This window comes from Pseudogemmobacter sp. TB195 (genome assembly GCF_058313095.1).
Map to the genome: position 1 here is coordinate 40,238 of NZ_JBZEGG010000023.1, position 26,103 is coordinate 66,340.

Below are 26,103 nucleotides of genomic sequence, written 5' to 3' on the forward strand. Positions count from 1 at the left end.
GAGGGCCTACATCCCCTCGCCCCGCGCGCGTTGGGCGCGGCGGAAGCTGAGGCAGGTCTGGACCATATCCTCAGCCGCTTTGGCCCAGATATCGAGATCGGCAGTGGTCTCTGCCCCCATGCGCAGCCGGGTCTCGCCGCCGGCCAGATCGAGAAAGGCGCCGGGGTTCTGACTGTTCCAGCGGGCCATCGTGTTCGGGTCGAGCCGCACCGGCCAGAGCAGTGTCAGGATCCAGGCCGCGCCTTCCGGATCGGCGCGAAATTCGGGGCCAGAGGCGGAAAGCCGCGCCCAGATCGTATCGCCATCAGGCTCGATGCCGGGAAAGCCTGCTTTTTCGAGAAGAGACTGCATCAGGCGACAAGAGCCTCGGCTTTGCGCAGATCAACCGAGACCAGCTGACTGACGCCCTGTTCCTGCATGGTGACGCCGAAAAGCCGGTCCATCCGCGCCATGGTCACCGCATGGTGGGTGATGACAAGGAAGCGGGTCTCGGTGCGGCGGGTCATCTCATCCATCAGGTCGCAGAAGCGTGTGACGTTCGCATCATCAAGCGGCGCATCGACCTCGTCGAGCACGCAGATCGGCGCCGGATTGGCCAGAAAGACCCCGAAGATCAGCGCCAGTGCGGTCAGCGTCTGTTCGCCCCCGGAAAGCAGCGACAGCGTCGCAAGGCGTTTGCCGGGCGGCTGGCACATGATCTCCAGCCCGGCTTCCAGCGGATCATCGGATTCGACCAGCACGAGGCGGGCCTCGCCACCGCCGAAAAGATGGGTGAAAAGCATCGAGAAATTGCTGTTGACCTGTTCGAATGCCGTCAGCAAACGCTCGCGGCCTTCTTTATTCAGCCCCTGGATCCCGGCGCGGAGCTTGCGGACAGCTTCTTCGAGATCGGTTTTCTCGGTCGCAAGCTGTTGATATTCGGCGTCAATCGTTTTCGCGTCCTCTTCGGCGCGCAGGTTGACGGCGCCAAGCGCCTCGCGCTGGCGTTTCAGGCGCTGCACGTCCTGGTCAAGGCTGTCCGCATCCGGCATCTTCTCGGGATCGGTTTTCAGCGAGGCCAGCAATTCCTGCGGCGTGCGGTCTTCTTCTTCGGCGATACGCTCGGCGGCATGGGCCACCCCTTCGCGGGCGGCATCGAGACGCGCCTCGGCGCGGGCGCGGGTTTCGCGGGCCTCCCCGGCAAGGCGCTCGGCATCTCGTTCGGTGATCTGCGCTTCGCGCAGCGTGGTTTCGGCGGCTATCAGCGCGGTCGCGGCCTCGCTGCGGCGGGCTTCGGCCTCAAGGATCGCATCGCTGAGCTCTTCGCGCCTGGCGGCGATTTCCTCGGGAACCTCACTGGCCTCGGCCAGCTCCTCCTCGGCCTCGGCGCGGCGCTCGGTCAGCTCCTGGCTGCGCTTGCCGGCGGTCTCAAGCCGGTGATTCCAGCCGGACAATTCCTTCTGCGCCTCCTGGCGGCGACGCACCCGCGCCTCACCCTCGCGGCGCAACTCGTCATGACCCGAGCGCCGGGTCATCATGGTGATACGCGCCGCCTCGACCGTCATCCGCGTGGTCTCGACCGCCTCGCGGGCCTGTTCGAGATCCGGCAGCCCGGCCATGGCGGTATCGGCCTCGCGCAGCCGGGCGCGGGCGGCCATAGCGTCATCCTCATAGCGCGCGACCGAGATCCGCGCCGCCTCAAGCCGGCCGGTGGCAAGCGTGCGCTCGGCCTCGGATTTCGACAGCGCGCGGTCGGCCTCGGCAAGGCGCTGATCGGCGGAACGGCGGGCCTCCCGCGCCATCTGATCGGCGCGGGCCAGGTCCTGGAGCCGGGTTTGCAGCACCTCATGCGCTTGGGCTGCGCCCTCAGCCCGGGCGCTCGCCTCCTCAAGATCCTGCTTCAGCCGTTGCAGCCGGTTCAGCTGTTGCAGCCTGAGCGCCGCGGCTGAAGGCGCATCCTCGGCGCCCGAACGGTAGCCGTCCCACCGCCAGAGATCCCCTTCAAGGCTGACGAGACGCTGGCCCGGTTTCAGATCCGCCTGCAGCCGGAACCCGTCTTCGCGGCTGACCACGCCGATCTGGCCCAGACGGCGCGCCAGCACTGCCGGCGCCTCGACGCGCGTGCCCAGAGCCGCAGCCCCCGCCGGCAGCGGCTGCGGCGTGATATAGGGATCAAGCAGGCCCCAGCCAGTGCGCTCTCCCGCTGCAATTTCCGGCGCGCGCAGGTCATCCGACAAAGCCGCGCCAAGTGCCTTTTCATATCCAGGCTCGACCACCAGACGGTCCAGTAGCTGATGTCCGGCCTGGGCCTCACGATCAACGAGCTTTGCCAGAGCCGCGCGTTCGGCGCGCAGCGCATTGGCCTCGCCCTCGGCCCCCGAGCGCGCGGCGCGGGCCTCGGCCTCGCGCGACTGCGCCTCGGCGCGCGCCTCTTCGGCCAGTTCCAGCGCGGCCTCGGTCTGTTCCGTCAGCTCTGCCGCCGCCTCGCGCGCCTCTTCGGCGGCCTCGAAAGCCTCACCGGCCCCGGCCAGGGTTTCCTCGGCCCCCGCCACTGCATCGCGTGCCCGCAGCGCCTCGGCCTCGGCGCGGTCGACCGCTGAGCGGCTTTCCTGCACCAGCCGCACAGCCGACTGATGCCGCGCCGCCAGCCGCGCCGAATCCTCGGTCGCCTCGGACATCAGCGTCTCGCGGTCCGTCAGGATCGCCCCCGCCTCGCGCGCCGCCTCGACCGCCTCGGCGAGGCGCTCGTCATGGCCCTCATGCGCCTTTACGATCTGGTCGATTTCCCATTGCAGCCGCTGGATCACCTCGCCCGCATCACGGTTCAGCCCCGCCTCGCGTTCGATATCATTGCCAAGCTGACCGATCCGGCCTTGCAGGGTCTGGATCCGGGCAAGCGCCTGTCTCTCCTGATCGCCAAGCGCGTCGCGTTGCAACATGAGGCGCTGCAGGATCGCCGCCGCCACCGCCTCTTCCTCGCGCCGCGCAGGCAGCCCCTCTTCCGCCGCCTCGCGTGCTTTGGTGCCGTCACGCGCCGCCATCTCGGCGCGGCCCTGGGCGATCAGCCGGTCGCGCAGCGCGCCTTCCGCCTCGCCCCGCGCCAGATCCGCCTCGCGCCAGCGCCGGTATAAAAGCATGCCTTCCGATTGCCGCAGCTCATCGGAAATCTCGCGGTAGCGCGCGGCCTGGCGAGCCTGGCGGGTCAGCACCGAAAGCTGTTGTGCCAGCTGTTCCAGCACGTCATCGACCCGGGTCAGGTTGGTCTCGGTGCCGGTCAGCTTCAGCTCCGCCTCATGGCGGCGGGCATAAAGGCCCGAGATCCCGGCCGCCTCTTCCAGCACCCGACGCCGCGCCTTCGGTTTCGCATTGATCAGTTCGGAAATCTGGCCCTGCCGCACCAGCGCCGGGCTGTGCGACCCGGTCGAGGCATCGGCGAACAGCATCTGCACATCGCGCGCCCGCACATCCTTTGAATTCGCCTTATAGGCTGAACCGGCATCCCGGGTGATACGCCGCACGATCTCGATCGTATCGCTGTCATTGAACCCCGAAGGCGCCAGCCGGTCGGCATTGTCGAGCACCAGCGAGACTTCGGCAAAGTTGCGCGCGCCCCTGGTCGCCGCCCCGTTGAAGATCACGTCATCCATGCCCGCGCCGCGCATCGCGGTCGGACGGTTCTCGCCCATCACCCAGCGAAGCGCTTCCAGCAGATTGGATTTGCCGCAGCCATTTGGCCCGACCACGCCTGTCAGCCCCTCATGGATCACCAGATCCGTGGGGTCGACAAAGCTTTTGAAACCGTTGAGCCTGAGTTTACTGAAGCGCAAGCCGCGCCCTCACGAGTCGTTGTTCTGTTTTGGCCGGATATGCTCGGAATTTGAGCAGGCAAGGTCAATGCGTGTCGCGGCGATAAGCCGGATTTCCCGGGGTTATCCCCATAAAAGACGCATCCCTGCGGCAAAGCATCGGGGCGCTGCGCGAAAACATGGCGGCCCTGACCATTTCGCCACTGGTTCCCGGCCCCGCAAAATCGCAGCATGGCAAAGGCCCCTCACCCCCGGAAACAAGCTCCATGGTCCCGCCCACCATCCTCGCCATCCTCGCCATCCTCGCCTGCCAGCTGACCGGAGAAGTCATCTCCCAGGCGAGCCATCTGCCAATCCCGGGCCCCGTCCTTGGCATGGCGCTGATGCTGGCCGGGCTGATCACCTCCGAGCGGCTGCGCGATGTCATCCGGCCCATGGCGGGGACGATCCTCGGCAATCTGCTTTTGCTCTTCGTGCCGGCAGGCGTAGGGGCGATGTTGCAGCTCGGCAGCCTCGGAGGGAATACGCTGCCGCTTTTGCTGGCCATCGTGGTCTCGGCGCTGGCGGCGATTGCGGTGGCGGCATTGACCTTCGTGCTGGTGGCGCGGCTGACCGGAGATGTCAGCGGCAAAGAAGACAGCAAGGAGGGCAGCCTGTGACCGATATCTGGACCTATCTCGCCCGCGATCCGCTTTTGTGGCTGTCGATGACGGTGGCGGCCTATGCTTTCGGTCTCGTGGTGTTCAATTACACCGGACGGATGCCCGCCCTCAACCCGGCCATTGTCGCGATGGCGACACTGTCGCTTGTGCTGCTGACGACCGGCACCAGTTTCGAGACCTATTTCGAGGGCGCGCAATTCGTCCATTTCCTGCTGGGCCCGGCGACGGTCTGCCTTGCCCTGCCGCTCTATGACAATCTCGCCCGGGTCCGTCGCGCCGCGCTGCCGATTCTGACCGCACTGCTGGCGGGCTCGGTCACGGCGATACTGACCGCACTGCTGATTGCCCATGCCTTTGGGGTCGGTCCAGAGCTTCTTGCGGCGCTGGCGCCGAAATCGGCGACCGCCGCCGTGGCGCTTGGCATCGCCGAACAAAGCGGCGGCTCGCCCACCCAGGCCGCACTGATGGTCTTCCTGACCGGGCTTTGCGGCGCGGCCTGCGCGACCCCGCTTCTGACTGCCCTGCGGATCCGTGACTGGCGCGCCCGCGGCTTTGCCACCGGCCTCGCGGCGCATGGGTTCGGCACGGCGCGCGCCTTCCATGTCAACCCGACCGCCGGCGCCTTCGCCGGGCTCGGCATGGGTCTGAACGCGCTGATGACCGCGATCCTCGCCCCGCTCCTTTTGCGCCTTTTCGTCTGATCCCTGTTCCGGAGACCGATATGACCAGCCTCACCCTTCTCGGCATTGCCGGAGCCCTCCGCCAGGGATCGACCAACCGGATGCTCCTGCGCGAGGCCCGCGCGGCCTTCGGCCCGGCCCGCCAGCTCGAGGCCGACCTGAACCTGCCCCTTTATGACGGCGATCTCGAAAGCACTGAGGGCTACCCCGCCGGTGTCACCCGGCTTTACGACCAGATTGCCGAAGCGGATGCCGTGGTGATCTCCACCCCGGAATATAACAAAGCCCCGCCCGGAGTGCTGAAAAATGCCCTCGACTGGGTCAGCCGGATCAAAGGCAATCCCTGGGAAGACAAGCCCGTCGCCATCATTTCGGCCGCCGGTGGCCGGGGCGGCGGCGACCGGTCGCAATTCGCGCTGCGCCTGATGCTGACCCCGTTCCAGCCGCGCCTCCTGACCGGGCCCGAACTTCTCGTCGCAGACAGCTCGAACGCCTTCGACGACAACGGCCATCTCAAAGATCCGCGCTACCAGAAAGTCCTCGACCAGCTGATGGCCAAACTCCGCGCCGCCGCCAGCTGATATTTTCTGTCCTTAAATATCCTCGGGGGGAGGAAGCGGCCAAAGCCGCTTCCCGGGGGGCAGACAGCCCCCCGCCTGACCGCAGACCCAGATCCCGGCTCAGCCCATCCGCGCGAATGTATCCGCCCTGGACAGCGCCCAGGCCTCGGCAAAAGCCGGGACCGCGCGCGGATCGGCCAGCAATTGCCCCGGCTCCAGCTGGTCATAAAGCTCGGCAAAGGACCGCACCCGATCCGCATCGGCGCGGCGCAGGAAATGATGCGGCCGCAATTCCGACGGATGCGACAACCCCGCCGCACCGACCAGTTCCGCCAGCGCATGCAATGTGCCGCGCTGGAACGAGGTCACCCGTGCCGCCTTATCCGGCACCACAATTGCCCGCGCCCGCGCCGGGTCCTGGGTGGCCACTCCGGTCGGGCAGGCCCCGGTATGGCAGCTCTGGGCCTGGATACAGCCCACCGCGAACATGAAGCCCCGCGCCGCATTGCACCAGTCGGCCCCAAGCGCCATCACCCGCGCCATATCAAAGGCCGAGACGATCTTGCCGCTCGCCCCCAGCCGGACCCGATCCCTCAGCCCCACACCCAAAAGCGCATTATGGGCAAAGCTCAGCCCGTCGCGCAAAGGCGTCCCGATATGGTCCATGAATTCCATCGGAGCGGCACCGGTGCCGCCCTCTTTGCCGTCGATCACGATGAAATCAGGGGTGATACCGGTCTCAAGCATCGCCTTGCAGATCGCCATGAATTCCCAGCGATGCCCGATACAAAGCTTGAAGCCTGCCGGCTTCCCCCCCGACAGCTCCCGCATTCTGGCGACAAACTCCAACAGCCCCACCGGTGTCGAAAAGGCCGAATGCGAAGGCGGCGAGATACAATCCTGGCCCATCGGAATATGACGGATTGCGGCGATCTCTGGGGTGATCTTCGCGGCTGGCAACATACCGCCATGACCCGGCTTGGCGCCCTGGCTCAGCTTCAGCTCAACCATCCGGATCTGCGGATCAGAGGCGCCTTCGGCAAAGCGTACCGGATCGAAAGCGCCATCGCCGCCGCGCGCCCCGAAGTAACCGGAGCCAAGCTCCCACACGAGATCGCCGCCATTCTCGCGGTGATAGGGCGATACGCCACCTTCACCGGTATCATGGTAAAACCCGCCCGCCTTCGCACCCTTGTTCAGCGCGAGGATCGCGTTTGACGACAAAGAGCCGTAGCTCATCGCCGAGATGTTCAACAGGCTCGCCGAATATGGTTTCGCACAGCTGCCGCCAATCAGAACCCGTAATTCCTCATGCGTGACAGGAGGTTTTGGCGCCACCGAATGATGCAGCCATTCGTATTGCTCTTTATAAACATCATATTGCGTGCCGAAAGGCCGGGTCTCCAGCTCTTTCTTGGCGCGCTGGTAGACGATGGCACGTTTGTCGCGGGCAAAGGGCGTGCCGTCCTTGTCATCCTCGAAGAAATACTGCCGGATCTCCGGGCGGATCCCCTCAAACAGGAAACGCAGCCGCGCCGCCACCGGATAATTGCGCAATACCGCATGGCGCTTTTGGGTGATGTCGCGCAGCCCGAGCAGGACAAGGGTCAGCGCCCCCCCTGCCAGCACCAGAAACATCCAGCGCCAGGACGGGATCAGCAATGACAGCCCAATAAGCGGCAGGAAGAGGATCGCGGGCCAGGTCAGCAGGGCATAACGAACCTGAAACAGGGCGGGACTGACGTTCATCGCTGGCTCCGAAAGCGTAACTGCCGCAGCATTAGCCACGGATTTTGACATAGGGTTAACAGAACAACCGTGCGGTACCGGTTCAGAACGGCACCGGGGCCGCGAAATCCATCCATACGCCGGTCGCCGGATGGTGCAGACCCAGCGTTTCCGCATGCAGCATCAGGCGCGGCGCCTCGCGGGCGGGGCCCGCGGCATAGATCGGGTCGCCGAGAATCGGATGGCCCAGCTCCATCATATGTACCCTGAGCTGATGGCTGCGCCCGGTCCGGGGCCAGAGCCGCATCCGCGTCTCGCCGGGGGCGCGGGCCACCACCTCCCAATCGGTCTGGGCGGGGCGGCCCTCCGCGTGATTGACCATCTGGCGCGGCCGGTTCGGCCAATCGGCTGAAAGCGGCAGGTCGATATGGCCGGCCTCGCCGTCAACCTCGCCATATACCCTTGCGATATATGACTTCTTCGCACGGCGCTTTTCGAATTCCTGGCCCAGAAACCCCTGGGCGATCCTGGTGCGCGCAAAAATCATCACGCCCGATGTATCGCAATCCAGACGGTGCACCAGCAGGGCATCCCAATATTCCGCCTGCAGCCGCGAGACGAGGCAATCCTCACGCCCGGCAAGCTTGCCGGGCACCGATAAAAGCCCCGCAGGCTTATCGACGACCAGAATCTGCCGGTCCTCATAAAGAACCGACAGCGCCACGTCCGGCGGATCATAAACAAAATCGGGAAGGCTGGATGCGGTCACAGGATCTCGTGCCCCGCCGCGCGCAGGGCCCCGGCCAGGTGGCGGATATGGGCGGGGCCGACCTCGCAGCAGCCGCCGACGATGGTGGCGCCCTGCCCGATCCAGTCCAGCGCGAAAGCGGTGTATTTCTCCGGGCTCAGATCGTGACGGTGGGTGAGTTCTTTCACCGTCGGCGCGTTCTTCAGGAAATTCCCGGAAATATGTGTAAAGCCATTGGCATAGGCGCCAAAGGGCAGGCCGAAACCCCGGATCACATCCATCGCGGCCCCCATCGCCTCGGGGACAGAGCAATTCGCCAGCACCGCCGCCGGGCGGTATTTCGCAACCAGCGCCGCCAGATCTGCAACCGCCTCGCCCGAGCGCAGCCTCGCCCCGTCATGATCGTCGACCGAAACCGCGAGCCAGACCGGGATCCCGCCCTCTGCCGCCCCGGCCAAAGCGCCTTCGGCAAGGCCCAGCGAAGACATCGTCTCCAGCAGGATCACATCACAATAGGGCGCCAGCAGCCGCACCTTTTCCGCATAGGCGGCGCGCGACTCTGCCACCGGCGGCGTCAGATCGGGGCGGTAGCTGGCGCCAAGCGGCCCCATTGACCCCGCGATCATGCCGCGCCCGGCCTCGGCGCGGGCCTCATGCGCTTCGGACAAAGCACGGGCATGCAGCGCCTGGAACCAGGGCTCCAGCCCGAAACCCTGCAGCCGGTCGCGCAACACGGAATAGGTATTGGTGGTCGCAACCGAGGCCCCCGCCGCGAAGTAATCGGCATGGATCTCTTTCACGAGACCCGGATGGTCGATCATCACCCGCGTCGCCCAGAGCGGCGTCGGCTCGTCCCCCGAGCGCGCGATCAGCTCCTGGCCCATTCCGCCATCCAGCAGCGTGATCTCAGCCATCGTCCCGGGCCCCTTCATCCCAGACCTGCCATTGTGGCAGGTTGTCATCGAGCGTGTAGTAATCGCCCGCTTCGGCCATGAAAATATGCCCGGTCAACCGGCCGCCGGTGGGGCGGTCAAAGGCGCCGGCCTCCATCGAAAAGCTGCCATCTTTGGCGCGAAACCACAGCGAAGAGCCACATTTCGCGCAAAAACCACGCCGCCCGCCGCCCGGGGTCGCATATTCGCGGGTCTCACGCGCGGTCCAGGTCACGCTGTCTTCTGCGGCCCAGAAACTGGCGGAGTAATGGCCCGAAAGCTTGCGGCACTGGCCGCAATGGCAGGCACCGACATCCCCCATCGGGCCCGCAACACGGAATGCATTCGCGCCGCAAAGACAGGATCCGTGCAAGTCCTCTGCCGGTTGCGACGCGCAGGGCGGGCCCTCCGGCTCGTAATAATCGCCGCGATCTTCCTTATGAATATGGGCGATGGTCTTCAGCCCGGTCGGCCCGTCAAGCGCCCCGGCAGCAAAAGAGATCCGCGCTTCGCCCTCGGGTTTCCAGAACAGACTGGCGCCACAATCCCGGCAAAACCCGCGTTCCGCCGAAGGCGAGGAGCGATACCAGTCCAGGCCGCGATCTTCGATCAGGTGAAAACGTTCCAGCGGCACCGAACTTGCCGACCAGTAATGGCCCGAAGCCTTGCGGCACTGGCTGCAATGGCAGGCGACAACCTCGCGCAGCGGAGGATCGGCCTCGAACACCACAGATCCGCAGTGACAGGATCCACGCATTATTCTGCCCTTTCAAAGACTTGCGCCAAAAGCGGGATCAGCCAGTCTTCATCAGCCTGCGTAAAGGCCGCGGGGGTGTTACTGTCGAGATCCAGCACCCCAAGAAGCCGTCCTGCCCCGTTGCGGACCGGAATCACAAGCTCCGACCGGGTCGAGGAGGCGCAGGCGATGTGATCGGGAAAAGCATCGACATCGGGAACATTCTGCACCTCGCCCGTGCGCGCCGCCGCCCCGCAAACGCCGCGCGAAAACGGGATCACAAGGCAGCCATGGCCGCCCTGATAAGGGCCGATCTTCAACAGCTCCGGCGCGGTCACGCGGTAGAAACCGGTCCAATCTGACAGCGGATGGCGGGAATGGATCTCGCAGGCCAGCGTCGCCATCAGTGCCACGCTGTCCGTCTCACCATGGGTCAGTGCAAGAATGTCCTTCGTCGCGGTCTCGTAATCCATCTCAATACCCCAAAGCGCAGCCGTCTTTGCGCGGATCCGACCCGCCGGTCAGCACACCATCCTGGCCAATCACAATGGCCTGGGCGCCGCCCAGTGGTTGTTCAGGCGCGACGATCTTATGGCCCAGTTCCGCCAGCCGCGCGCGGGTGGCGTCGGAATAGCCGCGCTCGACCTCCAGCCCGCCCGGCCCTGCGAAAAGGCGCGGCGCGTCGATCGCCTGCTGCAACTCCATTCCATAGTCGCTGAGATTTGTGATGAGGCGGGCATGGCCGGTCGGCTGATAGGCGCCGCCCATCACACCAAAAGGCATGGTCACACGCCCCTCGCGGCGCAGCATGCCGGGGATGATCGTATGCATCGGCCGCTTGCCCGGCCCGGCTTCGTTCGGATGACCAGGGGTCAGGCTGAAACCCGCGCCCCGGTTCTGGAAGTTGATCCCGAATTTCTGCGAGGCCAGTCCCGAGCCAAACCCCCAGAAAATCGAGTAGATCAGCGAGATCGCCATCCGGTCGCGATCCACCACCGAGAGGCAGATCGTGTCGCGATGCACTGCTTCGGACAGGCGCACAGGATCAGCCATGGCGCGGTTCGGGTCGATCAGCGCGGCCAGACGCGCGGCAGCATCATCGTCGAGGAAAGTGGCAAGCCGCGCCGGATCCATATGCGCGGGATCGGCGATAAAGCGGTTCCTTGCATCATAAGCGAGCTTGGCCGCCTCGGTCTCGATATGCGCGCGCGCAGGCCCCAGCGGGTCCATTGCGGCGAGGTCGAAATGCGACAGGATCTTCAGAAGCAGAATCGCCGTCGCACCCTGGCCATTGGGCGGATGTTCGAGCAATTCAATGCCGGAATACTGGCCTGCGACCGGCTCCCCCCAGGTTGCGCTGGTCGCGGCAAGGTCTGCCTCGGTATGGCTGCCGCCAAGCGCGTTCAGCGAGGCGATCATATCCTCTGCGACCTCGCCCTCATAGAACCCGGCGCGGCCTTCGCGGGCGATGCGGCGCATGACCTCGGCCTGGCCGGGGGCGCGGAAGATCTGGCCCGGGCGCGGGGCGCGGCCATCAAGGCTGTAGAATTTCAGCGCATCGCCCCGAAGGATATTGATATCATCGGCCCAGTCAAACGCGGCGCGGGCCGCGACAGGGATACCGTCTTCTGCGTAACCAATTGCAGGGGCGAGGATTTCTTCCAGAGACAGGCGGCCATGTGCCGCATGCAGCCGGCAAAGCGCATCGACGCCACCCGGCAGCGTGACCGGCTCGATTCCATGGGTCGGGACGGTGTCATGCCCTGCTGCGCGCAACTTTTCGGCGGAATATCCCGCCGGTGCGCGGCCCGATCCGTTCAAGGCCAGCACGTCTTCCTGACCGGCAGGCTTGAGCAGGATGAAAGCATCGCCGCCAAGGCCGCACATCTGCGGCTCGGCGATATTTTGCACCATGGCTGCCGCAATGGCGGCATCGACCGCATTGCCGCCGGCCTGCAGGATTGCGATGGCGGTTTGCGAGGCCAGCGGATGCGATGTCGCCGCCATGCCATTCAAAGCCATGACTTCCGAGCGGCCGGGTGTTTCAAAATCGCGCATAGTCCCCCTCGTAACCTCCTGTCAGCCTGGTGTCTCCGGCTTCCGGGCTTTAAGGCCCTGTTTCCGGACTTATGGCTGGCGGCACGGTGCCACAGCGATCCCGCCGGGGCCAGAGCTGAGGCCGGACACTGACGCCCCTGAGCCGAATTTAGGGGAGGGCTGCGGCAAAGCCAATCCGCTGAAAAGGCCGAATTGCGGGGGGAGGCAAGCGGCGACGGCGGAGGAACAGAGGGTGTGGTGAGCCGCATGAGAAGATTGAACCCCGGTGCCGGAACTGGGTGGGGGCTGTTGATCCCGGCACCAGGGTGAAGCCTTATGCAGCTACACCTCAATCTATGGGTGCAGGACCTGGCAGTTTTAGGGGGAAATTGCGGCCAAACCGCGTCATTTTAACCCAGGCTAAAACAATGCCCCGGCAAAATCCCTATTGTTCGCAGGTCCTGGTGATATCCAGTCGGTTGGTTCTGCCCCGCCTGGCATAAGCAACGTCGCTGATGATGGCGCGAATCAAGAACCAGCCGAAGCCCCGTCCGGCAGGCTTGCCGCATCGGGCAGAGTGCCTGCGGGTAAGTCGCCACCGGGCATCGCCTCCCGCTCATCCTCGACCACAAGACAAAGCCGGCCGCTCTCCATCTGCAAAAGCAGTCTGATCCCGCCTTCGCCGCCGCAATTCGCCTGTTCGACGATAGTGTTCAGCACCTCGGCCAACAGGATTTCAGACCGGTCACGGTGACCGGCCCCAAGGTCGCGCAGCGGCGACGGCTTTGGCACCCGATCCAGCGCAGCTCGCCCTGAATCCGAATCGGATGGCCTGGTGACCAGGGCAAATCCCGCGCCTCCGGATGTGAAACAGCCCATGCCCGATGCAATCCGCCTTCAGCCATCATGTCGAGGACCTCTGGCCAGATCGGGATGAATGGTGAAAACCGAATCCATCAGAGACAGGCGAAGGACACTTTCAAGGGCGGGGCTTCCGCCGGTTCCCTTGACTGATTTTCGGCTGATTTGGGCCAGCAATTGCGCCAGCAGGTCGGTTTCGGGTTCGGTGAGACAGCCCAGGGCGGGTGGCTTTCGTCCCCGGATGGATCAGCCCCGGATGAACGGCATATCCGACACTGCACATACGCGCATTACAGCCTCCGGCGCCCAGGAGCCGCTCCACCGTAGCTGCTCTTATTCTTGTTCTGATTTCCCCGCCCCTGAAGGCCAGAAATCCTCAGATCACCGGTTCTGTAACGGTCCGATTTCTGAGGAACAGCCCGGCTGGCCTTCACAGACGGCTGGCCCTGACTGCTCTGATCCGCCTCAGTTCAGCTGGAACTGCAGCGGATAGCGCCCGTCCTCGAAATCGCCAAACAGATCGCAGAGATCAGGATGGCCCACCGGCTCGCCGGTATCATCCGGAATCAGGTTCTGTTCCGAGACATAGGCGACGTAATAGCTCTGATCATTCTCGGCGAGAAGATGGTAGAACGGCTGGTCCTTATCAGGCCGGCTTTCCTCGGGAATATTCTCATACCATTCATCGGTATTGGAGAACATCGCATCCACGTCGAAAACCACACCGCGGAAGGTGTGTTTGCGGTGCATCAGCACCTGTCCGATATGATATTTGGCGTGCGTCTTGAGCATCAGTCACAGTCCCCCAAAAAAATTCCTAACGCCGGGAGCGCGCCCTTGTCCACCAGTGAGACCGAATCAAAGGGAAACAGTCTGTGGAATGTATCCTCACAGTTCGCCTTAAACCCGCACGACTTTTGCTCGCGCAGAACTGAACAGAGGCCCCTGCCAACCGGTTTCCACCGGTTGCGGCTTGCGCTATAGTCGCAAAAAACAAGATGCACGAGGGGCAAATGAGCAGGTTTCTCCGTGCGGCGCTGTTGCTTTTGTTGCTTGCCTCCTGCGGGGGCGGAAAAGCGAGCTTTACGGCGCCACGCGAACTCGACAATGCTTGCGCGATCATCCGCGAGCGGCCGCAATATATGCGGGCGATGCAGGCTACCGAACGGAAATGGGGCATCCCCGTCCATGTGCAGATGGCCTCGATCCACCAGGAATCGAAGTTCATCGGCAATGCGCAGACGCCGCATCGCTGGGCGCTCGGGGTGATTCCGATGGGGCGGCAAAGCACGGCCTATGGCTACAGCCAGGCGCTCAACGGCACCTGGGAGGAATATCTCAAGGACCAGGGCGGGCGGCGCAAACGCGACGATATCCGCGACGCGACCGATTTCATGGGCTGGTATATGGACGGCTCTGCCCGCCGGCTTGGCATTCCCAAAACCGATGCCGAGAACCAGTATCTGGCCTATCACGAGGGCCGCGCCGGCTTTTCCCGGCAAAGCTATCTGGCCAAGCCCTGGCTGGTTGAAGTGGCCAGAAAGGTTGGCAATCGTGCGGAAATGTATCGTTCCCAGCTGGCGGATTGCCGCCGCTGATCCCGGTGTCCGGGTCGGACAGCTGACCGGCGCATGGCAAAAACGCGAAAAGGCGGGCCATTGCCCGCCTTTTTCCATTCTGTAACCGACAGCTCAGCGGGGCGGGCGGATCAGCCCTTGCGCTTGCTCATTTCGACCGGGATCGAGAAGAGGCTGTCACCAAGCCTGCCGCCCTTCTTCATCTCGCCAAGGATCACGGTGGTCTGCTGCCCGAGATCATCGGTAATCACCCATTGCCGCAGTTCGGTTGGGCTGCCGGTAAAGACCAGCTCGATCGTGCCATATTCCGGATGTTCCGGATCCTGGGCGGTCACCCTGGTCGAGGTTCCGTCCTCCTTATGGCCGATCACGGTCCGCGCCTTTCCCAGATCAATATTCTGCGCGAGGATCAGGTTCAGCGGCGTGCGGCGCAGCGGGTATTGCTCGGGCGCGGAGTTCGATTTGCCGTCAAAGATCGCGACATTGCCGCCGCTGGCGAGCACCAGCGACCTGTCGGGCGGCGCATATTGAAAACGCACGCGACCGGGGCGACGAATAAACAGCTTGCCCGTCGAGACGGAACCGTCGCCGTTGATCTGGGTGAAATCCGTCTCAACCGTGGACAGGTCGTTCAGGTATTTCGACAGCGTGTTGAGGGAGATCTTGTCCGCAAGGGCGGGCCGGCCGGCCATCACGACAGGCAGAGCAAGGGCGAGCGGGGCGAGAAGCGCGGTGCGACGATCCATAACAACAGTATAACCGCCCGCCCCGCCTGCGGAAATCCCTCTGCAACAATACTCGCGGCTTTGTGCCGGAGCTGTGAGCGGGGTGGTCTGAGCGGCGCGCCCTTTTCCGGATGCAAAATGCAACCCTGCCTTGCGGCCATGTGTCAGTTACAGGGCGGAAACCGGATCTTGCCGGACTTACCGCGCGACCTCCGGTCAGGCAATGCTTTGCCAGAACCGGCGATCCTCTGCCCTGATGCGACATCTAGTGCAGAACCAGACTTGACCTTGCTCAGGTCTCTGACAGAAATCGCGACTGAAAACCGGGCGTCAGGCCGGCGCGGATGATGGGGCAGCATCGGGCTTGCCGCAACAGATCGCACCGGTCAGCGCATATAACAAACCGGGCATGACCAACCAGGAGTCCTCCGCATGAAAGCCGCCGCCGTCACCTCCTCCTATAAACGCTGGGCGCCGGTCTATGATTCCGTCTTTGGGAAATTGCTGCATGAAGGCCGCAACCGCGCCGCCGCCCATGCCACAGCGCGTGGCGGCGACGTGCTGGAGGTGGGGGTCGGCACCGGCCTCGCCTTGCCGCTTTACGGGCCGGGGGTCAAAATCACCGGCATTGATTTCTCCGCCGAAATGCTCGCCCGCGCCGAAAGCAAGGTCGCAGAGCGCGGGCTTAAAAATGTCACGCTGCGGCAGATGGATGCCCAGGCGCTCGACTTCCCGGATGCGTGTTTCGACACAGTGTCGGCGATGCATGTGCTCTCGGTCGTGCCAGATCCCGAACGCGCTTTGTCAGAGATCGCGCGCGTCTGCCGTCCCGGCGCGCATGTGCTGATCACCAATCATTTCGCCGCCGAAAAAGGCGCGCTGAAAGTCGCCGAACGCCTGATCCAGCCGCTGCAGCATCATCTGGGCTGGCAGGCCGATTTCCCGATTGCCCGGGTGCTGGGCGACCCGCGCCTGCGCATGGTGGAACGCCGCCCGCTGCCGCCTATGGGGGTCATGACCTGGCTGGTGCTGGAGCGGGTATGAGGCAGCCCCCCCGGGGGAGAAGGGGGGCCGCCCGGGCCGTCAGCTCACGACCAGGTAAGCGGCCGGATCCGCCGAAGTGGCGAATTCTTCCATCCTGCTGATCAGCCCATCGGTGACGGTGTAAACCTGCACCCATTTATTGGACAATTTGCCCTCGATCCTATCCATGACATAGCTTTCCTCGCCAAGAACCACGACCTGGTCGCCCTGTTCGATAAAGGTCAGCGGGCGGAAATAATCGATCTTCATCGCGGCAAAGCTGGTGCCGAAGAATTTCGCAGCACCGCCTTTTCCCTCGAACCGGACCGAGGGCATTTTCTGCGATCCGTGATGGATCCAGAGCGTCTCCTGCGACACGGTGGCAAGGGCGCCGTCCAGGTCTTTGGCGTTGAAGGCGGTGAACATCCGGTCAACGACGGCGCGTGCAGTGGTCTGGGTCATGGCATCCTCTGTCCTGTCAAACTGGAAACGGGGGGTGGATCGGGAGCAGGCCCCCGATCCGGAAAACTGGTCACTCGTTACGGCACTGACTGGTCGGGGCGGGCGTCAGGCAAAGACCGATGCAAGCATCTGATCCAGCGATTTCGGCGCCCGTCCCAAAAGGATCTCAAGATCGCGCGAAGCGATGTTATACTGGCCGTCGCGGATATCCCTGATCGTGCCCAGCGTCAGCCAAATCACGAATTCGGGAATGCCGGCGGCGCGCATCCCCGCAGCCAGCGCCTCTTCCGGGATGTCCTGATACCCGATTGCATGGCCGGTCAGCCGCGACAGGCCCGCTGCAATATCCGCATAGGTCCAGGCATCGCTGCCGGTGATAGTATAGGTCTTGCCCTCATGCCCCTCGCTCAGCAGAAGGTTCGCCGCCGCCTCGCCCATCTCGGCGCGCAAAGCATAGGGCACCCGGCCCGTGCCGCCCGGCAGCGAAATCCCATCGGTCAGCGCCTTTGGCCCGGCGATCTGCGCAATCGCCTCGGCATACATGCCGTTGCGCAGAAAGGTCCATTGCATCCCCGAGGCGCAGATCCGGTCCTCGGTCTCGAAATGGCTGGCCATCAGGTCGCGCACAGCCGAGGTCGCGATGTCGCGGATCGCAAGACCGGTATAGACGATGTGGCGGATCCCAGCGGCCCTTGCCGCCTCGACGACACGGCTTTGCTGCGCGCCACGATCCTGCGACATGGTCGAAATGAACAGAAAGCGACTGATCCCGGCAAAGGCCGGACCGAGGCTATCGGGCGCATCGAAATCCCCCAGGCGCACCTCTATGCCCTGATCGGCGTAGATTTTTGCCTTCTGCGGATCTCGCGCCAGAACAGCAAACTGCCCCTTCGCCTTGCGGCGCAACAGCTGGGCCACAGCTTCTTTACCCAGCTGGCCGGTTGAACCACCGATCAGGATCATGACACACTCCCTTTGCTGCCCCGCCGGTATAGGGGCCGCAAAAGGTCAAAGAACTATCAACTTGTATAGTGCTGTGCGGCGCATGTGAGGAGCCACGGGATGAACAGGATGATCCACCAGATGGAGCTGGAGCCGGAAGATCACGAGCTCTGCAAGAAGGCCTTTGTGATGGCGATCCGCGACGCCCTGAATGTGGTGAGCGGCAAGTGGAAACTGGCGATCATCTGCACATTGCTGAGCGGCCCCAAAGGGTTCGCCGATATCGAGAGGCTTCTGGCGACGATCTCGCCCCGGATGCTTGCGCGCGAGCTGCGCGAACTTGAAGTCAATGGCGCGATCACGCGGCCAGATCCGGCGCAACCAGGCAGGGGCGGCAGATATGAGCTGACACCCTCGGGCAAGGCGCTCGAAAAGGTGGTGTTCATGCTGGCAGACTGGGGCAAGGAACACCGGGCGCTGTCGGCCAGCACGCCAGCCTCTGACCACGGGGTGTAACACCCCGCACGTTTTATTCTGATACAGTCGAGCGGGTGGGGAAAATGAAAACGCCGCGCGGGATTGCGCGGCGTTTTGGTCTGACCGGGCCGAGGCTCACGTTTCGGGGATCAGGATCTCGCGTTTGCCGACATGGTTTGCGGGCGTCACGACGCTGTTCTCTTCCATCTGCTCGACCAGTCGCGCCGCCTTATTATAGCCGATGCCCAGTTTGCGCTGAATGTAAGAGGTCGAGCATTTGCGATCCCGCGCAACAATCGCCACCGCCTGGTCGTAAAGCGCATCCTCGCCATCGGTATTGCCGCCAAGGCCCAGCACCTGGTCGATGTCAGACGCGCTGTCCTCATCCGGGCCTTCCACCACGCCCGACATATAAGACGGCGGGCCAAAGCTCTTGAGGTGGTTGACGATTTCCTCGACTTCCTCATCCGAGACGAAAGGCCCGTGGATCCGCGAGATGCGCTGGCCATTGCCCATATAGAGCATGTCGCCCTGGCCCAGCAACTGCTCGGCCCCCATCTCACCAAGGATCGTGCGGCTGTCGATTTTCGACGTCACCTGGAACGAGATCCGGGTCGGGAAGTTCGCCTTGATCGTGCCGGTGATAACGTCAACGGATGGGCGCTGCGTCGCCATGATCAGGTGGATGCCGGATGCCCGCGCCATCTGCGCCAGGCGCTGGATGCAGGCCTCGATCTCTTTGCCCGCGACCATCATCAGATCGGCCATCTCGTCGACCACGACCACGATATAGGGGAAGGGCTGCGGCGCGAATTCATCGGTCTCGAAGACCGGATCGCCGGTCTCATCGTCAAAGCCGGTCTGAATGGTGCGCTTGAACATCTCGCCCTTGGCCAGCGCCTCACGGACGCGGCCATTATAGCCCTCGATATTGCGCACGCCCATTTTCGACATGCGGCGATAGCGCTCTTCCATCTCACCCACGACCCATTTCAGCGCAACGACTGCCTTTTTCGGGTCGGTCACAACGGGGCTGAGCAGATGCGGGATGCCGTCATAAACCGAGAGTTCCAGCATCTTCGGGTCGATCATGATCAGCCGGCATTCATCCGGCGTCAGCTTGTACAAGAGCGACAGGATCATCGTGTTGATCGCGACCGATTTCCCCGAACCCGTAGTCCCGGCGATCAGGAGGTGGGGCATCTTGGCAAGGTTTGCCACAATCGGTGCGCCGCCAATGTCTTTGCCCAAAGCCAGCGGCAGGCGTTGCTGCCCGTCGCCGAATTCGCGGCTGGCGAAGATCTCGCGCAGGAAAACCTTTTCGCGGTAGGCATTCGGAAGCTCGATCCCGATGACCGAGCGGCCCGGCACTGTGGAAACCCGTGCCGACAAAGCCGACATCGAGCGCGCAATATCATCGGCCAGACCGATCACACGGCTGGCCTTCAGGCCCGGCGCGGGTTCGAGCTCATACATCGTCACAACCGGGCCCGGGCGGACCGAGACGATCTCGCCCTTGACGCCGTAATCATCCAGCACCGATTCCAGCATCCGTGCGTTTTCTTCCAGCGCCTCATCGGAAAGCTGCTGGCCGGAAGTGCCCGAGGGTGCCGACAGCAAGGCCAGCGGCGGCAGTTCGAAATCCTGATGTGTCTCGTCGAACCGCAGCGAGGGCTGCGCCTCGGCCTGGGCACGGCTTGACTGCACCACGGCTTTTTTCACCGGCGCCTGCACGATCGGGCGGCGATCCAGCACCGGCGCAAGGCGCGGCGCGGCAACCGGGGCCGGGTCGTAATCGGGCTCATAATCCTCATCGGGCTGCCAGTCATCTTCCGCGGGCTCATAGACCACAGGTTCGGCAGCGCGGCGCGCCATCAGCGGCGGCTCGACACGGCCGGCATTGGGAACAACAGGCGCGACAACACGCGCCTCTTCCTGCCAGGGCTCGTCACCGAGGGCTTCGCTGCTCCGGACCTCATTGCTCCAGGCCTCATCATCGCTGAATTCGTCCTGGCCATATGCGCGATATTCGTCGGAATAGTCGTAGCCGTTTGCAACCGCCTCATCCCAGGCCAGAGCATCGGTCTCTTCCATCTCACCCGCCTGAGCCAGCGCCTGAGAGGCGGTGAGCGGCGGCTCGGACATGTTTTGCAGGACACGCGGGCGCGTGTCGGCGATCAGCGGCGCCGGACGACGCGGGCGCAGCATCGGCGGCTCAGCACGGCGCGCGGCAATCGCGGCCTGCAACGGGGTCATCTGCGGCCCGGCAGGGACAGCCGCAGCAACCCCGGCAGCGCCACGGGCGCGCGCCCGGATCGCATCGGAAATCCGCGCGCGGATACGGTCATCGCCAGGGGCGGCGATGTCATATTGCTCGGCTGGGGGATGCGGTTCGACAAGTTCAGGCTCGGGATCGACGACGCGGCGCATCCGGGCAAGGAAGCCCAGCTTTTCCTTCGGCATTTCCTGGACCGGTGCAACAGGCGCGGAATAACGCTGATCCGCGCGCAGGGTCGCAGGCGCGTTCCAGGCCGCACCCGCCGCCAGCGGCGCCGGTTCCGGATCGGCGATCATCGCAGGTTCCGCACGGGGGATATCAGCACGGGCAACATCGGCGCGGCGCACCACGGAATTGCGGCTCTGCATCGGCTGCGGCGCACCGTAGGCCGAACTTTGTGCGGCCTGGCGCGGCTCGTGCCGGGGTTCGTGGCGCGGCTCGTGCCGCGGCGCTACCGGCGCCTCTTTTGCCATCCGGCGGCGTTCCATCATATCGCCCGCCACATGGCGCGCCCGGTCAAGCGCGCCCGAGGCCCCCTTGCCCATCAGCTGCATCAGCATCGAATAGAGCATGACCGAGCCATGCATCAGCACGAGGCGGATCGTCACCAGCTCGGCCCGGCTGAAACCGGTCACGAACAAAAGCGCCGCGATCAGGCCGAAAAAGCTGAGAAAAGACACCACACGCAGCGAAAACTCAATCGAGCCGGGCACGATGCCGACCAGGGCGCCGACCACGGTATCGCCGAAAAGCCCGCCATATCCAAAGGAATGCGGCCAGCCGGCCGGCACGGTCAGGGTAGAGGCCCAGGCCGAGGCCAGTGCCACACCGCCCACCGCAAAGACGATGCGGCCGATCACCCGATCCGCGCCGCAATGCAGGATAAAGCGCCCGCCCCAAAGGCCAAGGATCAGCGGGATCGACCAGGCGCCCTGCCCGATCAGGATCGTCAGGGTCGACGCCACAGCCGCCCCGAAACGTCCCAGAATATTGCGGGCCGGCTCCTGGGTGGAAACCATCCAGCCCGGATCCTCAGGCGAATAGCTCGACAGCATCAGCATGACCAGAAAAGCGGTCACGACCAGCGCGATGCCGATCAGCTCGCGGCCACGACGCTCCAGCATTGCCTGGGTGCCCTGATCGAGAAGGGGGTCTCGCTGTCTCATCTGAAAGCTCGCCATGCTTTAGCCGTCCCCTCAACCGAACAGGCAGTCACGAAGCTGAACCAGCCCGCGCCGCGTTTCTTCTTCGGGCGCAACAAGCGCCACTCTTACATAGCCCTTGCCCGGGTTCTCGCCCGCGACATCGCGCGAGAGATATTCCCCGGGCAGCACCCGCACCCCGGTCTGTTGCCAGAGCTTCAGCGTCGCCGCCTCGCCGTCCTGCACGGGCAGCCACAGGAACATGCCACCATCAGGCAGCCGGAAGCCCTGATGGCCAGCGAAGACCTCGGCGGCCATGCGGTATTTATTCTGGTAAAGCGCAAGGCTCGCAGCGACATGCGCCTCGTCGCGCCAGCAGGCCTCGGCCACCATCTGCAAGGGCAGAGGCAAAGGCGCCCCGGCGAAAGACCGCAACCGGCGGATCCGCGCCATCGACTCCGGCCCGGTCGCGACAAAACCCGAGCGCAGCCCGGGCATGTTCGAGCGTTTGGAAAGCGAATGGAAGACCGCGTATTTCTCGGGATCGGCGCCCTTCTGACCGGCCACATCCAGGAGACCCGGGGGCGGAGCCTCGCGCCAGATCTCGGAATAGCATTCATCGGCGAAGAGGCGGAAATCGTGTTTCTCGGCCAGGTCGAGCAGATCCGCGAGATAGTCACGCGGTGCCACAGCGCCCTGCGGATTGGCGGGCGAACAGATCCAGGCCAGAACGGCGCGGTCTAGAACCTCGGCCGGAAGTGCCGCATAATCAGGCAGAAAGCCCGTAGCGGCGGTGGCGGGCACATAGACCGGCTCGGCGCCCGCGGCCAGCGCGGCCACGGCATAAACCTGGTAGAACGGGTTCGGCATCAACACCACGGGGCGCTTGCCGTGCTTCATTTCGGGCGCCAGCGCCAGGGCCGCGTTGAACAGCCCTTCGCGCGTGCCGTTCAGCGCCATCAGCCGGTTTTCAGTAATTTCAACGCCGTAGCGGCGCAGGATCCAGCCGGAAATCGCATCGAGCAGCCCAGGCGTTCCGTCATTCGGCGGATAGACCGCAAATCCCCCGACATTCGCCGCAAGGATCCCGGCGACGAAATCGGGCATCGGATGCTTCGGCTCGCCGATGGACATGGCAATCGGTTCGCCGCCCGGAGCGTGCGCATCGAGAAGTTTCCGCAGGCGCGGAAACGCGTAATCCGGCAGGTTCGAAAACCGCTCAGGGAATGCCATAGACTGCCTCTGCCCAGGGTCGTTGATCGCCCCGTTTGACGGTCAGCATAACGCCCTATCCTGCGGCGGTCCAGAATTTATCAACCATCCCCAGGGGGTTAAGGGCATAGATTGTGGCTTTTATGCCCCTGAAACTGCCGGGTCGGTTCAGCCCAATGCGCGCTCTGCCGCCGACCCTACCCTGAGAAGCCGGTCCTCGCCCATGGCGGTGCCAAGAAACTGAATGCCGCAAGAGGGTTGCGAGGTCGGAAGCGTCAGCGCGGCAAGCCCCATCAGATTGCCGATCCTTGTGTTGCGCAGCGCAAGCAGGTTCTCGCCGATGTAATAAGCGCGGTCAGATTGCAGCCGTTCCGCATCGGGCGGCAGGATCGGCGCGGTGGGCGTCAGGATCGCGTCATAGCCCGCCATCCGGTCGCGCCAGAGCGCGCGGATCTCCTCCAGCCGCCGCCAGGCCGCGACATATTCTGCCGCCGTGATGGCCGCACCCGACCGGAAACGTTCCAGGATCGGCGCATACATCTTGCCGGGCGCGGCTTCGATGGTCTCGCGCCAGATCCCCCAGGCCTCGCCGGTGAACAATATCCCCGAAAGCGCCATCGCCTCTTTCAGCTCGGGCAGGTCCACCCGCTCGACCCGGGCCCGCGCCCGGGTCAGCGACGCGCAGGCATCCTGGAAGCCTTTGGCGGGCGCCTCGCGCAGATCGTCCAGCGCCACCGTCTCCAGCACCGCAAAGCGCATACCAGCGACCGCGCTGCCGGTCAGATCCGGGGCGCGCCGCCCTTCCAGCGCGGCAAGCAGCAGCGCGCAATCCTCGACGGAATGGGCCAGCGGGCCGACCGTGTCGAACCGCTCGCATAAAGGCACCACGCCCCGACCCGAGAGCCGCCCCGGGCTGGTTTTCAGCCCCGTCAGATCATTCCAGGCCGCCGGGATCCGCACCGATCCGCCGGTATCCGAACCGATCGCCGCCGGCGCCAGCCCGAAAGCCACCGAGGCCGCCGCCCCCGAAGAAGAGCCCCCCGGCACGGCGCGTTCGTCATTCAGGCAGGGCGGTGTCGCGGTGACCGGGTTCAGCCCCAGCCCGGAAAAAGCCAGTTCCGACATATGGGTCTTGCCCAGACAGACCAGCCCGGAAAGCGTTGCCATTTCAAGGGTTTCCGCATCACGCTCCGGCACACGGCCACGCAGCAGCGCCGATCCGGCTTCGGTCGCTGTGCCGGCGCTGTCGAAATTGTCCTTCCAGCTGACCGGCACCCCGTCAAGCGGTCCCTTGCGAAATCCGGTCCGCGCGCGGTCGGCGGCACCTGTGGCCTCGGACCGGGCCCGCGCCTCGGTCGCGCGGGCATAGATGCGCTTAGACAGCGGGTGGTTCGCGATCTGATCCAGGAAAGCCTCGGCCAGTTCGACCGGGTGGATGCGGCCTTCGCCGATGCTGCGCCCGAGATCCGCCGCCGTCATATTGAACCAGATGCCGCTCATGTCGCCTGTCTCTCCGCCAGTCTCGCCACCATTCGCGCCGACGCTAGCGACATGTCGCGCGGGCGACAATCCCGCGCATGGACAAACCGCCACGCCGGGTCTAGCCATGCCCTATGACAAAGCGGAACCAACACAGCGATGTGCTGATTGCGGGCGGCGGGCTGAACGGGCCGGCGCTGGCGCTGGCTTTGGCGCAAGGCGGGCTGTCGGTCACGGTGGTCGATCAGCGCCCGGCACCGGCACGCGCCGAGGTCGGGTTTGACGGTCGCGCCTATGCGCTCTCCATCGCCTCGAAACGGCTCCTGAGTGCCATCGGGATCTGGGATCAGGTGGCTGATAAATCGCAGCCAATCCACCGCATCAAAGCCAGCGACGGGCGACAAGGCGAAGGCCCCGCGCCGTTTTTCCTGAATTTCGACGCGGATGAGATCGAAGAAGGCCCGATGGGCTTTATGCTTGAGGACCGCTTCCTCTATGCGGCCTTTCTTGACGCGATGCGCGAGACGCCGGGGGTCACGCTGATCTCGGGCGAGACGGTCAGCGGTCAGGCGCCGGGCGCGGCCGGGGTGGGCGTGACGCTTGGGTCAGGCGAGACGCTGGCGGCGCGGCTGCTCGTGGGCTGTGACGGGCGCGGCTCGGGCGTGGCGGCGCGGGCGGGCATCCGCCGGCTGGGCGCAGGCTACGGTCAGACCGCGCTGGTAACGGCGGTGCGCCATGAGATGCATCACCAGGGCTGCGCGCAGCAATTCTTCATGCCGGGCGGGCCGCTGGCGATCCTGCCGCTTGCGGGCGGTCATCATTCCTCGATTGTCTGGAGTGAGGAGAGCAGGCTTGCCGCCCGGATCGCCGCGCTGGATGACGCGGATTTCCTGACCGCGCTGAAGCCCCGTTTCGGCGATTTCCTTGGCGAGATCAGCCTGGCAGGGGCACGGTTCACCTATCCGCTTTCCCTGTCGCTGGCCGAGCATTTCATGGCGGACCGCGTGGCCCTGGTTGGCGACGCCGCGCATGGCGTCCACCCCGTGGCGGGCCAGGGGCTGAACCTTGGCCTGCGCGATGTGGCGGCCCTGGCCGAGGTGCTGATCATGGCCCAGCGCCGTGGCGAAGACATTGGCGGCGGTGTCGCGCTTGAGGAATACCAGCGCTGGCGCCGGTTTGATTCGACGCTGCTGGCGCTTGGCATGGATGCGGTGACGCGGCTGTTCTCGAACGACAATCCGATCCTGCGGCTGGGCCGCGATTTGGGTCTGGGTGCGGTCAATGCAGCGCCTGGCCTCAGGCGCCGTTTCATCCGCCAGGCGGCGGGGTTGAGCGGCGAGCTTCCGAAACTGCTGACAGGCCGCCCCGTCTGAGGGGCCGTCTGAGCGACCCGCCTGAAGCGGCTCAGACGGGAACGAAAACGCCTTTCTCGGGATCAAACTGTTCCAGTTCTCCCTCGCCGGTATTGTTCCACATGCCGTGCAGCGTCAGCATGTCATTCTCGACCGCGTTTTTCACGAAGGGGAAGGTCATCAGGTTTTCAAGGCTGACCAGCACCGCCTCTTTCTCAAGCGCGGGCAGGATGACATCCTCGGGCAGATGGGCGACTTTCTCGAAGCCAGGGCGCAGAATATCCATCCAGCGGCCGACGAAACTGGTCTTTTCTTCCAGCTCAGGCGCATGGCCGGTGCACATGTCATGGCAGCCCTTGACGCCACCGCAATTCGAATGGCCGACCACCAGGATATGCGCGACCTTCAGCGCGGTCACCGCATATTCCACCGCCGCCGAAGTGCCGTGATTCTTGCCGTCCGGCGTATAGGGTGGCACGAGGCCCGCGATATTGCGGTGAATGAAGAACTCACCCTCATCCGCGCCGAAAATCGAGGTGACATGGACGCGGCTGTCGCAGCAGGAAATCACCATGGCGCGCGGGTGCTGACCGCTTTCCGCAAGGCGGCGATACCACGCCCGGTTGTTCTGATAGCTGGTCGCACGCCAGCCGTGAAAGCGCTGGACAAGGTATTGCGGAAGAATGCGGGCCTGGATCATGGGCT

At 64.4% G+C, this 26,103-nt stretch carries 24 protein-coding genes; 7 read left to right on the top strand and 17 right to left on the bottom strand.

The window, feature by feature from the left end; translation table 11 throughout:
* Positions 1 to 6 precede the first annotated feature (6 nt).
* Complete coding sequence (locus AC4FS3_RS20880) at positions 7 to 351, bottom strand: hypothetical protein (protein WP_491022135.1); 345 nt, start codon at positions 349 to 351, stop codon at positions 7 to 9.
* Positions 351 to 3,806 carry a chromosome segregation SMC family protein gene (locus AC4FS3_RS20885; RefSeq protein ID WP_491022136.1) on the bottom strand — a complete coding sequence of 1,152 codons (3,456 nt, stop codon included), beginning with the start codon at positions 3,804 to 3,806 and terminating at the stop codon, positions 351 to 353. The genes AC4FS3_RS20880 and AC4FS3_RS20885 overlap by 1 nt, the downstream gene beginning before the upstream one ends.
* Positions 3,807 to 4,051: 245 nt before the next feature.
* On the opposite strand from AC4FS3_RS20885, the gene AC4FS3_RS20890 reads away from it, so the two are divergent.
* From AC4FS3_RS20890 to AC4FS3_RS20900, 3 genes are read left to right on the top strand one after another with little or no spacing between them, the layout of a single operon-like run.
* The gene (locus AC4FS3_RS20890; protein WP_491022137.1) at positions 4,052 to 4,444 is read left to right on the top strand and encodes a CidA/LrgA family protein; all 393 of its coding nucleotides are present in this window, start codon (positions 4,052 to 4,054) and stop codon (positions 4,442 to 4,444) included.
* 47 nt (positions 4,445 to 4,491) lie between these two features.
* Positions 4,492 to 5,148 carry an LrgB family protein gene (locus AC4FS3_RS20895; protein WP_491022174.1) on the top strand — a complete coding sequence of 219 codons (657 nt, stop codon included), beginning with the start codon at positions 4,492 to 4,494 and terminating at the stop codon, positions 5,146 to 5,148.
* A gap of 20 nt (positions 5,149 to 5,168) precedes the next feature.
* Positions 5,169 to 5,708, top strand: a complete 540-nt coding sequence (locus AC4FS3_RS20900) for an NADPH-dependent FMN reductase (protein ID WP_491022138.1) — start codon at positions 5,169 to 5,171, stop codon at positions 5,706 to 5,708.
* A 99-nt stretch (positions 5,709 to 5,807) separates the two neighbouring features.
* On the opposite strand, the gene AC4FS3_RS20905 is transcribed toward AC4FS3_RS20900, so the two are convergent.
* The 8 genes from AC4FS3_RS20905 to hspQ form a co-directional block, all read right to left on the bottom strand.
* The gene (locus tag AC4FS3_RS20905) at positions 5,808 to 7,436 is read right to left on the bottom strand and encodes an FMN-binding glutamate synthase family protein (protein WP_491022139.1); all 1,629 of its coding nucleotides are present in this window, start codon (positions 7,434 to 7,436) and stop codon (positions 5,808 to 5,810) included.
* Positions 7,437 to 7,518: 82 nt separating this feature from the next.
* Positions 7,519 to 8,184 (bottom strand): RluA family pseudouridine synthase, encoded by a 666-nt coding sequence (locus AC4FS3_RS20910; RefSeq protein ID WP_283176920.1) that lies wholly within the window; start codon positions 8,182 to 8,184, stop codon positions 7,519 to 7,521.
* Positions 8,181 to 9,077 carry a homocysteine S-methyltransferase family protein gene (locus tag AC4FS3_RS20915; protein ID WP_491022140.1) on the bottom strand — a complete coding sequence of 299 codons (897 nt, stop codon included), beginning with the start codon at positions 9,075 to 9,077 and terminating at the stop codon, positions 8,181 to 8,183. Before AC4FS3_RS20915 ends, AC4FS3_RS20910 begins: the two co-directional genes overlap by 4 nt.
* On the bottom strand, positions 9,070 to 9,852 hold the full coding sequence (locus AC4FS3_RS20920) for a GFA family protein (protein ID WP_491022141.1): 783 nt from the start codon (positions 9,850 to 9,852) through the stop codon (positions 9,070 to 9,072). The genes AC4FS3_RS20915 and AC4FS3_RS20920 overlap by 8 nt, the downstream gene beginning before the upstream one ends.
* Positions 9,852 to 10,304, bottom strand: coding sequence for a GAF domain-containing protein (locus AC4FS3_RS20925; RefSeq protein ID WP_491022142.1), 453 nt, complete (start codon positions 10,302 to 10,304; stop codon positions 9,852 to 9,854). Before AC4FS3_RS20925 ends, AC4FS3_RS20920 begins: the two co-directional genes overlap by 1 nt.
* Before the next feature lies 1 nt (position 10,305).
* Positions 10,306 to 11,889 carry a gamma-glutamyltransferase family protein gene (locus AC4FS3_RS20930; protein WP_491022143.1) on the bottom strand — a complete coding sequence of 528 codons (1,584 nt, stop codon included), beginning with the start codon at positions 11,887 to 11,889 and terminating at the stop codon, positions 10,306 to 10,308.
* 507 nt (positions 11,890 to 12,396) lie between these two features.
* Positions 12,397 to 12,660, bottom strand: a complete 264-nt coding sequence (locus AC4FS3_RS20935) for a hypothetical protein (RefSeq protein ID WP_491022144.1) — start codon at positions 12,658 to 12,660, stop codon at positions 12,397 to 12,399.
* A 534-nt stretch (positions 12,661 to 13,194) separates the two neighbouring features.
* Positions 13,195 to 13,521, bottom strand: coding sequence for a heat shock protein HspQ (hspQ, locus tag AC4FS3_RS20940; RefSeq protein ID WP_092895227.1), 327 nt, complete (start codon positions 13,519 to 13,521; stop codon positions 13,195 to 13,197).
* A 221-nt stretch (positions 13,522 to 13,742) separates the two neighbouring features.
* On the opposite strand from hspQ, the gene AC4FS3_RS20945 reads away from it, so the two are divergent.
* Entirely contained in the window at positions 13,743 to 14,327 is a 585-nt protein-coding gene (locus AC4FS3_RS20945; protein ID WP_283176917.1) for a transglycosylase SLT domain-containing protein, read from the top strand.
* A gap of 110 nt (positions 14,328 to 14,437) precedes the next feature.
* Here AC4FS3_RS20945 and AC4FS3_RS20950 read toward each other — a convergent pair whose 3' ends face one another.
* Entirely contained in the window at positions 14,438 to 15,052 is a 615-nt protein-coding gene (locus tag AC4FS3_RS20950; protein WP_283176916.1) for a LolA family protein, read from the bottom strand.
* A gap of 411 nt (positions 15,053 to 15,463) precedes the next feature.
* Between AC4FS3_RS20950 and AC4FS3_RS20955 the strand changes: the two genes are divergently transcribed.
* Positions 15,464 to 16,075 carry a class I SAM-dependent methyltransferase gene (locus AC4FS3_RS20955; protein ID WP_283176915.1) on the top strand — a complete coding sequence of 204 codons (612 nt, stop codon included), beginning with the start codon at positions 15,464 to 15,466 and terminating at the stop codon, positions 16,073 to 16,075.
* A 39-nt stretch (positions 16,076 to 16,114) separates the two neighbouring features.
* On the opposite strand, the gene AC4FS3_RS20960 is transcribed toward AC4FS3_RS20955, so the two are convergent.
* Both AC4FS3_RS20960 and AC4FS3_RS20965 read right to left on the bottom strand, forming a co-directional pair.
* Positions 16,115 to 16,516: a nuclear transport factor 2 family protein gene (locus AC4FS3_RS20960; RefSeq protein WP_491022145.1), complete on the bottom strand. Its 402-nt coding sequence runs from the start codon at positions 16,514 to 16,516 to the stop codon at positions 16,115 to 16,117.
* 105 nt (positions 16,517 to 16,621) lie between these two features.
* Entirely contained in the window at positions 16,622 to 17,479 is an 858-nt protein-coding gene (locus AC4FS3_RS20965; protein WP_491022146.1) for an SDR family oxidoreductase, read from the bottom strand.
* A gap of 99 nt (positions 17,480 to 17,578) precedes the next feature.
* Here AC4FS3_RS20965 and AC4FS3_RS20970 point away from each other — a divergent pair, with 99 nt between their 5' ends.
* On the top strand, positions 17,579 to 17,974 hold the full coding sequence (locus AC4FS3_RS20970) for a winged helix-turn-helix transcriptional regulator (protein ID WP_491022147.1): 396 nt from the start codon (positions 17,579 to 17,581) through the stop codon (positions 17,972 to 17,974).
* Between the two features lie 96 nt (positions 17,975 to 18,070).
* Here the strand turns inward: AC4FS3_RS20970 and AC4FS3_RS20975 are convergent, their stop codons facing one another.
* The 3 genes from AC4FS3_RS20975 to AC4FS3_RS20985 form a co-directional block, all read right to left on the bottom strand.
* Positions 18,071 to 21,394: a DNA translocase FtsK gene (locus AC4FS3_RS20975; protein ID WP_491022148.1), complete on the bottom strand. Its 3,324-nt coding sequence runs from the start codon at positions 21,392 to 21,394 to the stop codon at positions 18,071 to 18,073.
* Between the two features lie 15 nt (positions 21,395 to 21,409).
* A complete protein-coding gene (locus AC4FS3_RS20980; protein ID WP_491022149.1) occupies positions 21,410 to 22,588 on the bottom strand; it encodes an aminotransferase class I/II-fold pyridoxal phosphate-dependent enzyme in 1,179 nt (392 codons plus the stop codon).
* A 147-nt stretch (positions 22,589 to 22,735) separates the two neighbouring features.
* Positions 22,736 to 24,067, bottom strand: coding sequence for an amidase (locus tag AC4FS3_RS20985; protein WP_491022150.1), 1,332 nt, complete (start codon positions 24,065 to 24,067; stop codon positions 22,736 to 22,738).
* Positions 24,068 to 24,180: 113 nt separating this feature from the next.
* Between AC4FS3_RS20985 and AC4FS3_RS20990 the strand changes: the two genes are divergently transcribed.
* A complete protein-coding gene (locus AC4FS3_RS20990; RefSeq protein ID WP_491022151.1) occupies positions 24,181 to 25,419 on the top strand; it encodes an FAD-dependent monooxygenase in 1,239 nt (412 codons plus the stop codon).
* Between the two features lie 31 nt (positions 25,420 to 25,450).
* On the opposite strand, the gene AC4FS3_RS20995 is transcribed toward AC4FS3_RS20990, so the two are convergent.
* The gene (locus AC4FS3_RS20995) at positions 25,451 to 26,098 is read right to left on the bottom strand and encodes a carbonic anhydrase (protein WP_092901157.1); all 648 of its coding nucleotides are present in this window, start codon (positions 26,096 to 26,098) and stop codon (positions 25,451 to 25,453) included.
* Between the last annotated feature and the right edge of the window lie 5 nt (positions 26,099 to 26,103).

Bases quoted from the DNA above. Each gene is read 5' to 3' on its own strand.
- AC4FS3_RS20950 (WP_283176916.1), bottom strand. From the start codon at position 15,052: ATGGATCGTCGCACCGCGCTTCTCGCCCCGCTCGCCCTTGCTCTGCCT.
- AC4FS3_RS20895 (WP_491022174.1), top strand. From the start codon at position 4,492: ATGACGGTGGCGGCCTATGCTTTCGGTCTCGTGGTGTTCAATTACACC.
- AC4FS3_RS20915 (WP_491022140.1), bottom strand. From the start codon at position 9,077: ATGGCTGAGATCACGCTGCTGGATGGCGGAATGGGCCAGGAGCTGATC.
- AC4FS3_RS20955 (WP_283176915.1), top strand. From the start codon at position 15,464: ATGAAAGCCGCCGCCGTCACCTCCTCCTATAAACGCTGGGCGCCGGTC.
- AC4FS3_RS20900 (WP_491022138.1), top strand. From the start codon at position 5,169: ATGACCAGCCTCACCCTTCTCGGCATTGCCGGAGCCCTCCGCCAGGGA.
- AC4FS3_RS20985 (WP_491022150.1), bottom strand. From the start codon at position 24,067: ATGAGCGGCATCTGGTTCAATATGACGGCGGCGGATCTCGGGCGCAGC.
- AC4FS3_RS20975 (WP_491022148.1), bottom strand. From the start codon at position 21,394: ATGGCGAGCTTTCAGATGAGACAGCGAGACCCCCTTCTCGATCAGGGC.
- AC4FS3_RS20995 (WP_092901157.1), bottom strand. From the start codon at position 26,098: ATGATCCAGGCCCGCATTCTTCCGCAATACCTTGTCCAGCGCTTTCAC.
- AC4FS3_RS20980 (WP_491022149.1), bottom strand. From the start codon at position 22,588: ATGGCATTCCCTGAGCGGTTTTCGAACCTGCCGGATTACGCGTTTCCG.
- AC4FS3_RS20905 (WP_491022139.1), bottom strand. From the start codon at position 7,436: ATGAACGTCAGTCCCGCCCTGTTTCAGGTTCGTTATGCCCTGCTGACC.
- AC4FS3_RS20890 (WP_491022137.1), top strand. From the start codon at position 4,052: ATGGTCCCGCCCACCATCCTCGCCATCCTCGCCATCCTCGCCTGCCAG.
- AC4FS3_RS20920 (WP_491022141.1), bottom strand. From the start codon at position 9,852: ATGCGTGGATCCTGTCACTGCGGATCTGTGGTGTTCGAGGCCGATCCT.
- AC4FS3_RS20960 (WP_491022145.1), bottom strand. From the start codon at position 16,516: ATGACCCAGACCACTGCACGCGCCGTCGTTGACCGGATGTTCACCGCC.
- AC4FS3_RS20965 (WP_491022146.1), bottom strand. From the start codon at position 17,479: ATGATCCTGATCGGTGGTTCAACCGGCCAGCTGGGTAAAGAAGCTGTG.
- AC4FS3_RS20970 (WP_491022147.1), top strand. From the start codon at position 17,579: ATGAACAGGATGATCCACCAGATGGAGCTGGAGCCGGAAGATCACGAG.
- AC4FS3_RS20990 (WP_491022151.1), top strand. From the start codon at position 24,181: ATGACAAAGCGGAACCAACACAGCGATGTGCTGATTGCGGGCGGCGGG.
- AC4FS3_RS20925 (WP_491022142.1), bottom strand. From the start codon at position 10,304: ATGGATTACGAGACCGCGACGAAGGACATTCTTGCACTGACCCATGGT.
- AC4FS3_RS20945 (WP_283176917.1), top strand. From the start codon at position 13,743: ATGAGCAGGTTTCTCCGTGCGGCGCTGTTGCTTTTGTTGCTTGCCTCC.
- hspQ (WP_092895227.1), bottom strand. From the start codon at position 13,521: ATGCTCAAGACGCACGCCAAATATCATATCGGACAGGTGCTGATGCAC.
- AC4FS3_RS20930 (WP_491022143.1), bottom strand. From the start codon at position 11,889: ATGCGCGATTTTGAAACACCCGGCCGCTCGGAAGTCATGGCTTTGAAT.
- AC4FS3_RS20880 (WP_491022135.1), bottom strand. From the start codon at position 351: ATGCAGTCTCTTCTCGAAAAAGCAGGCTTTCCCGGCATCGAGCCTGAT.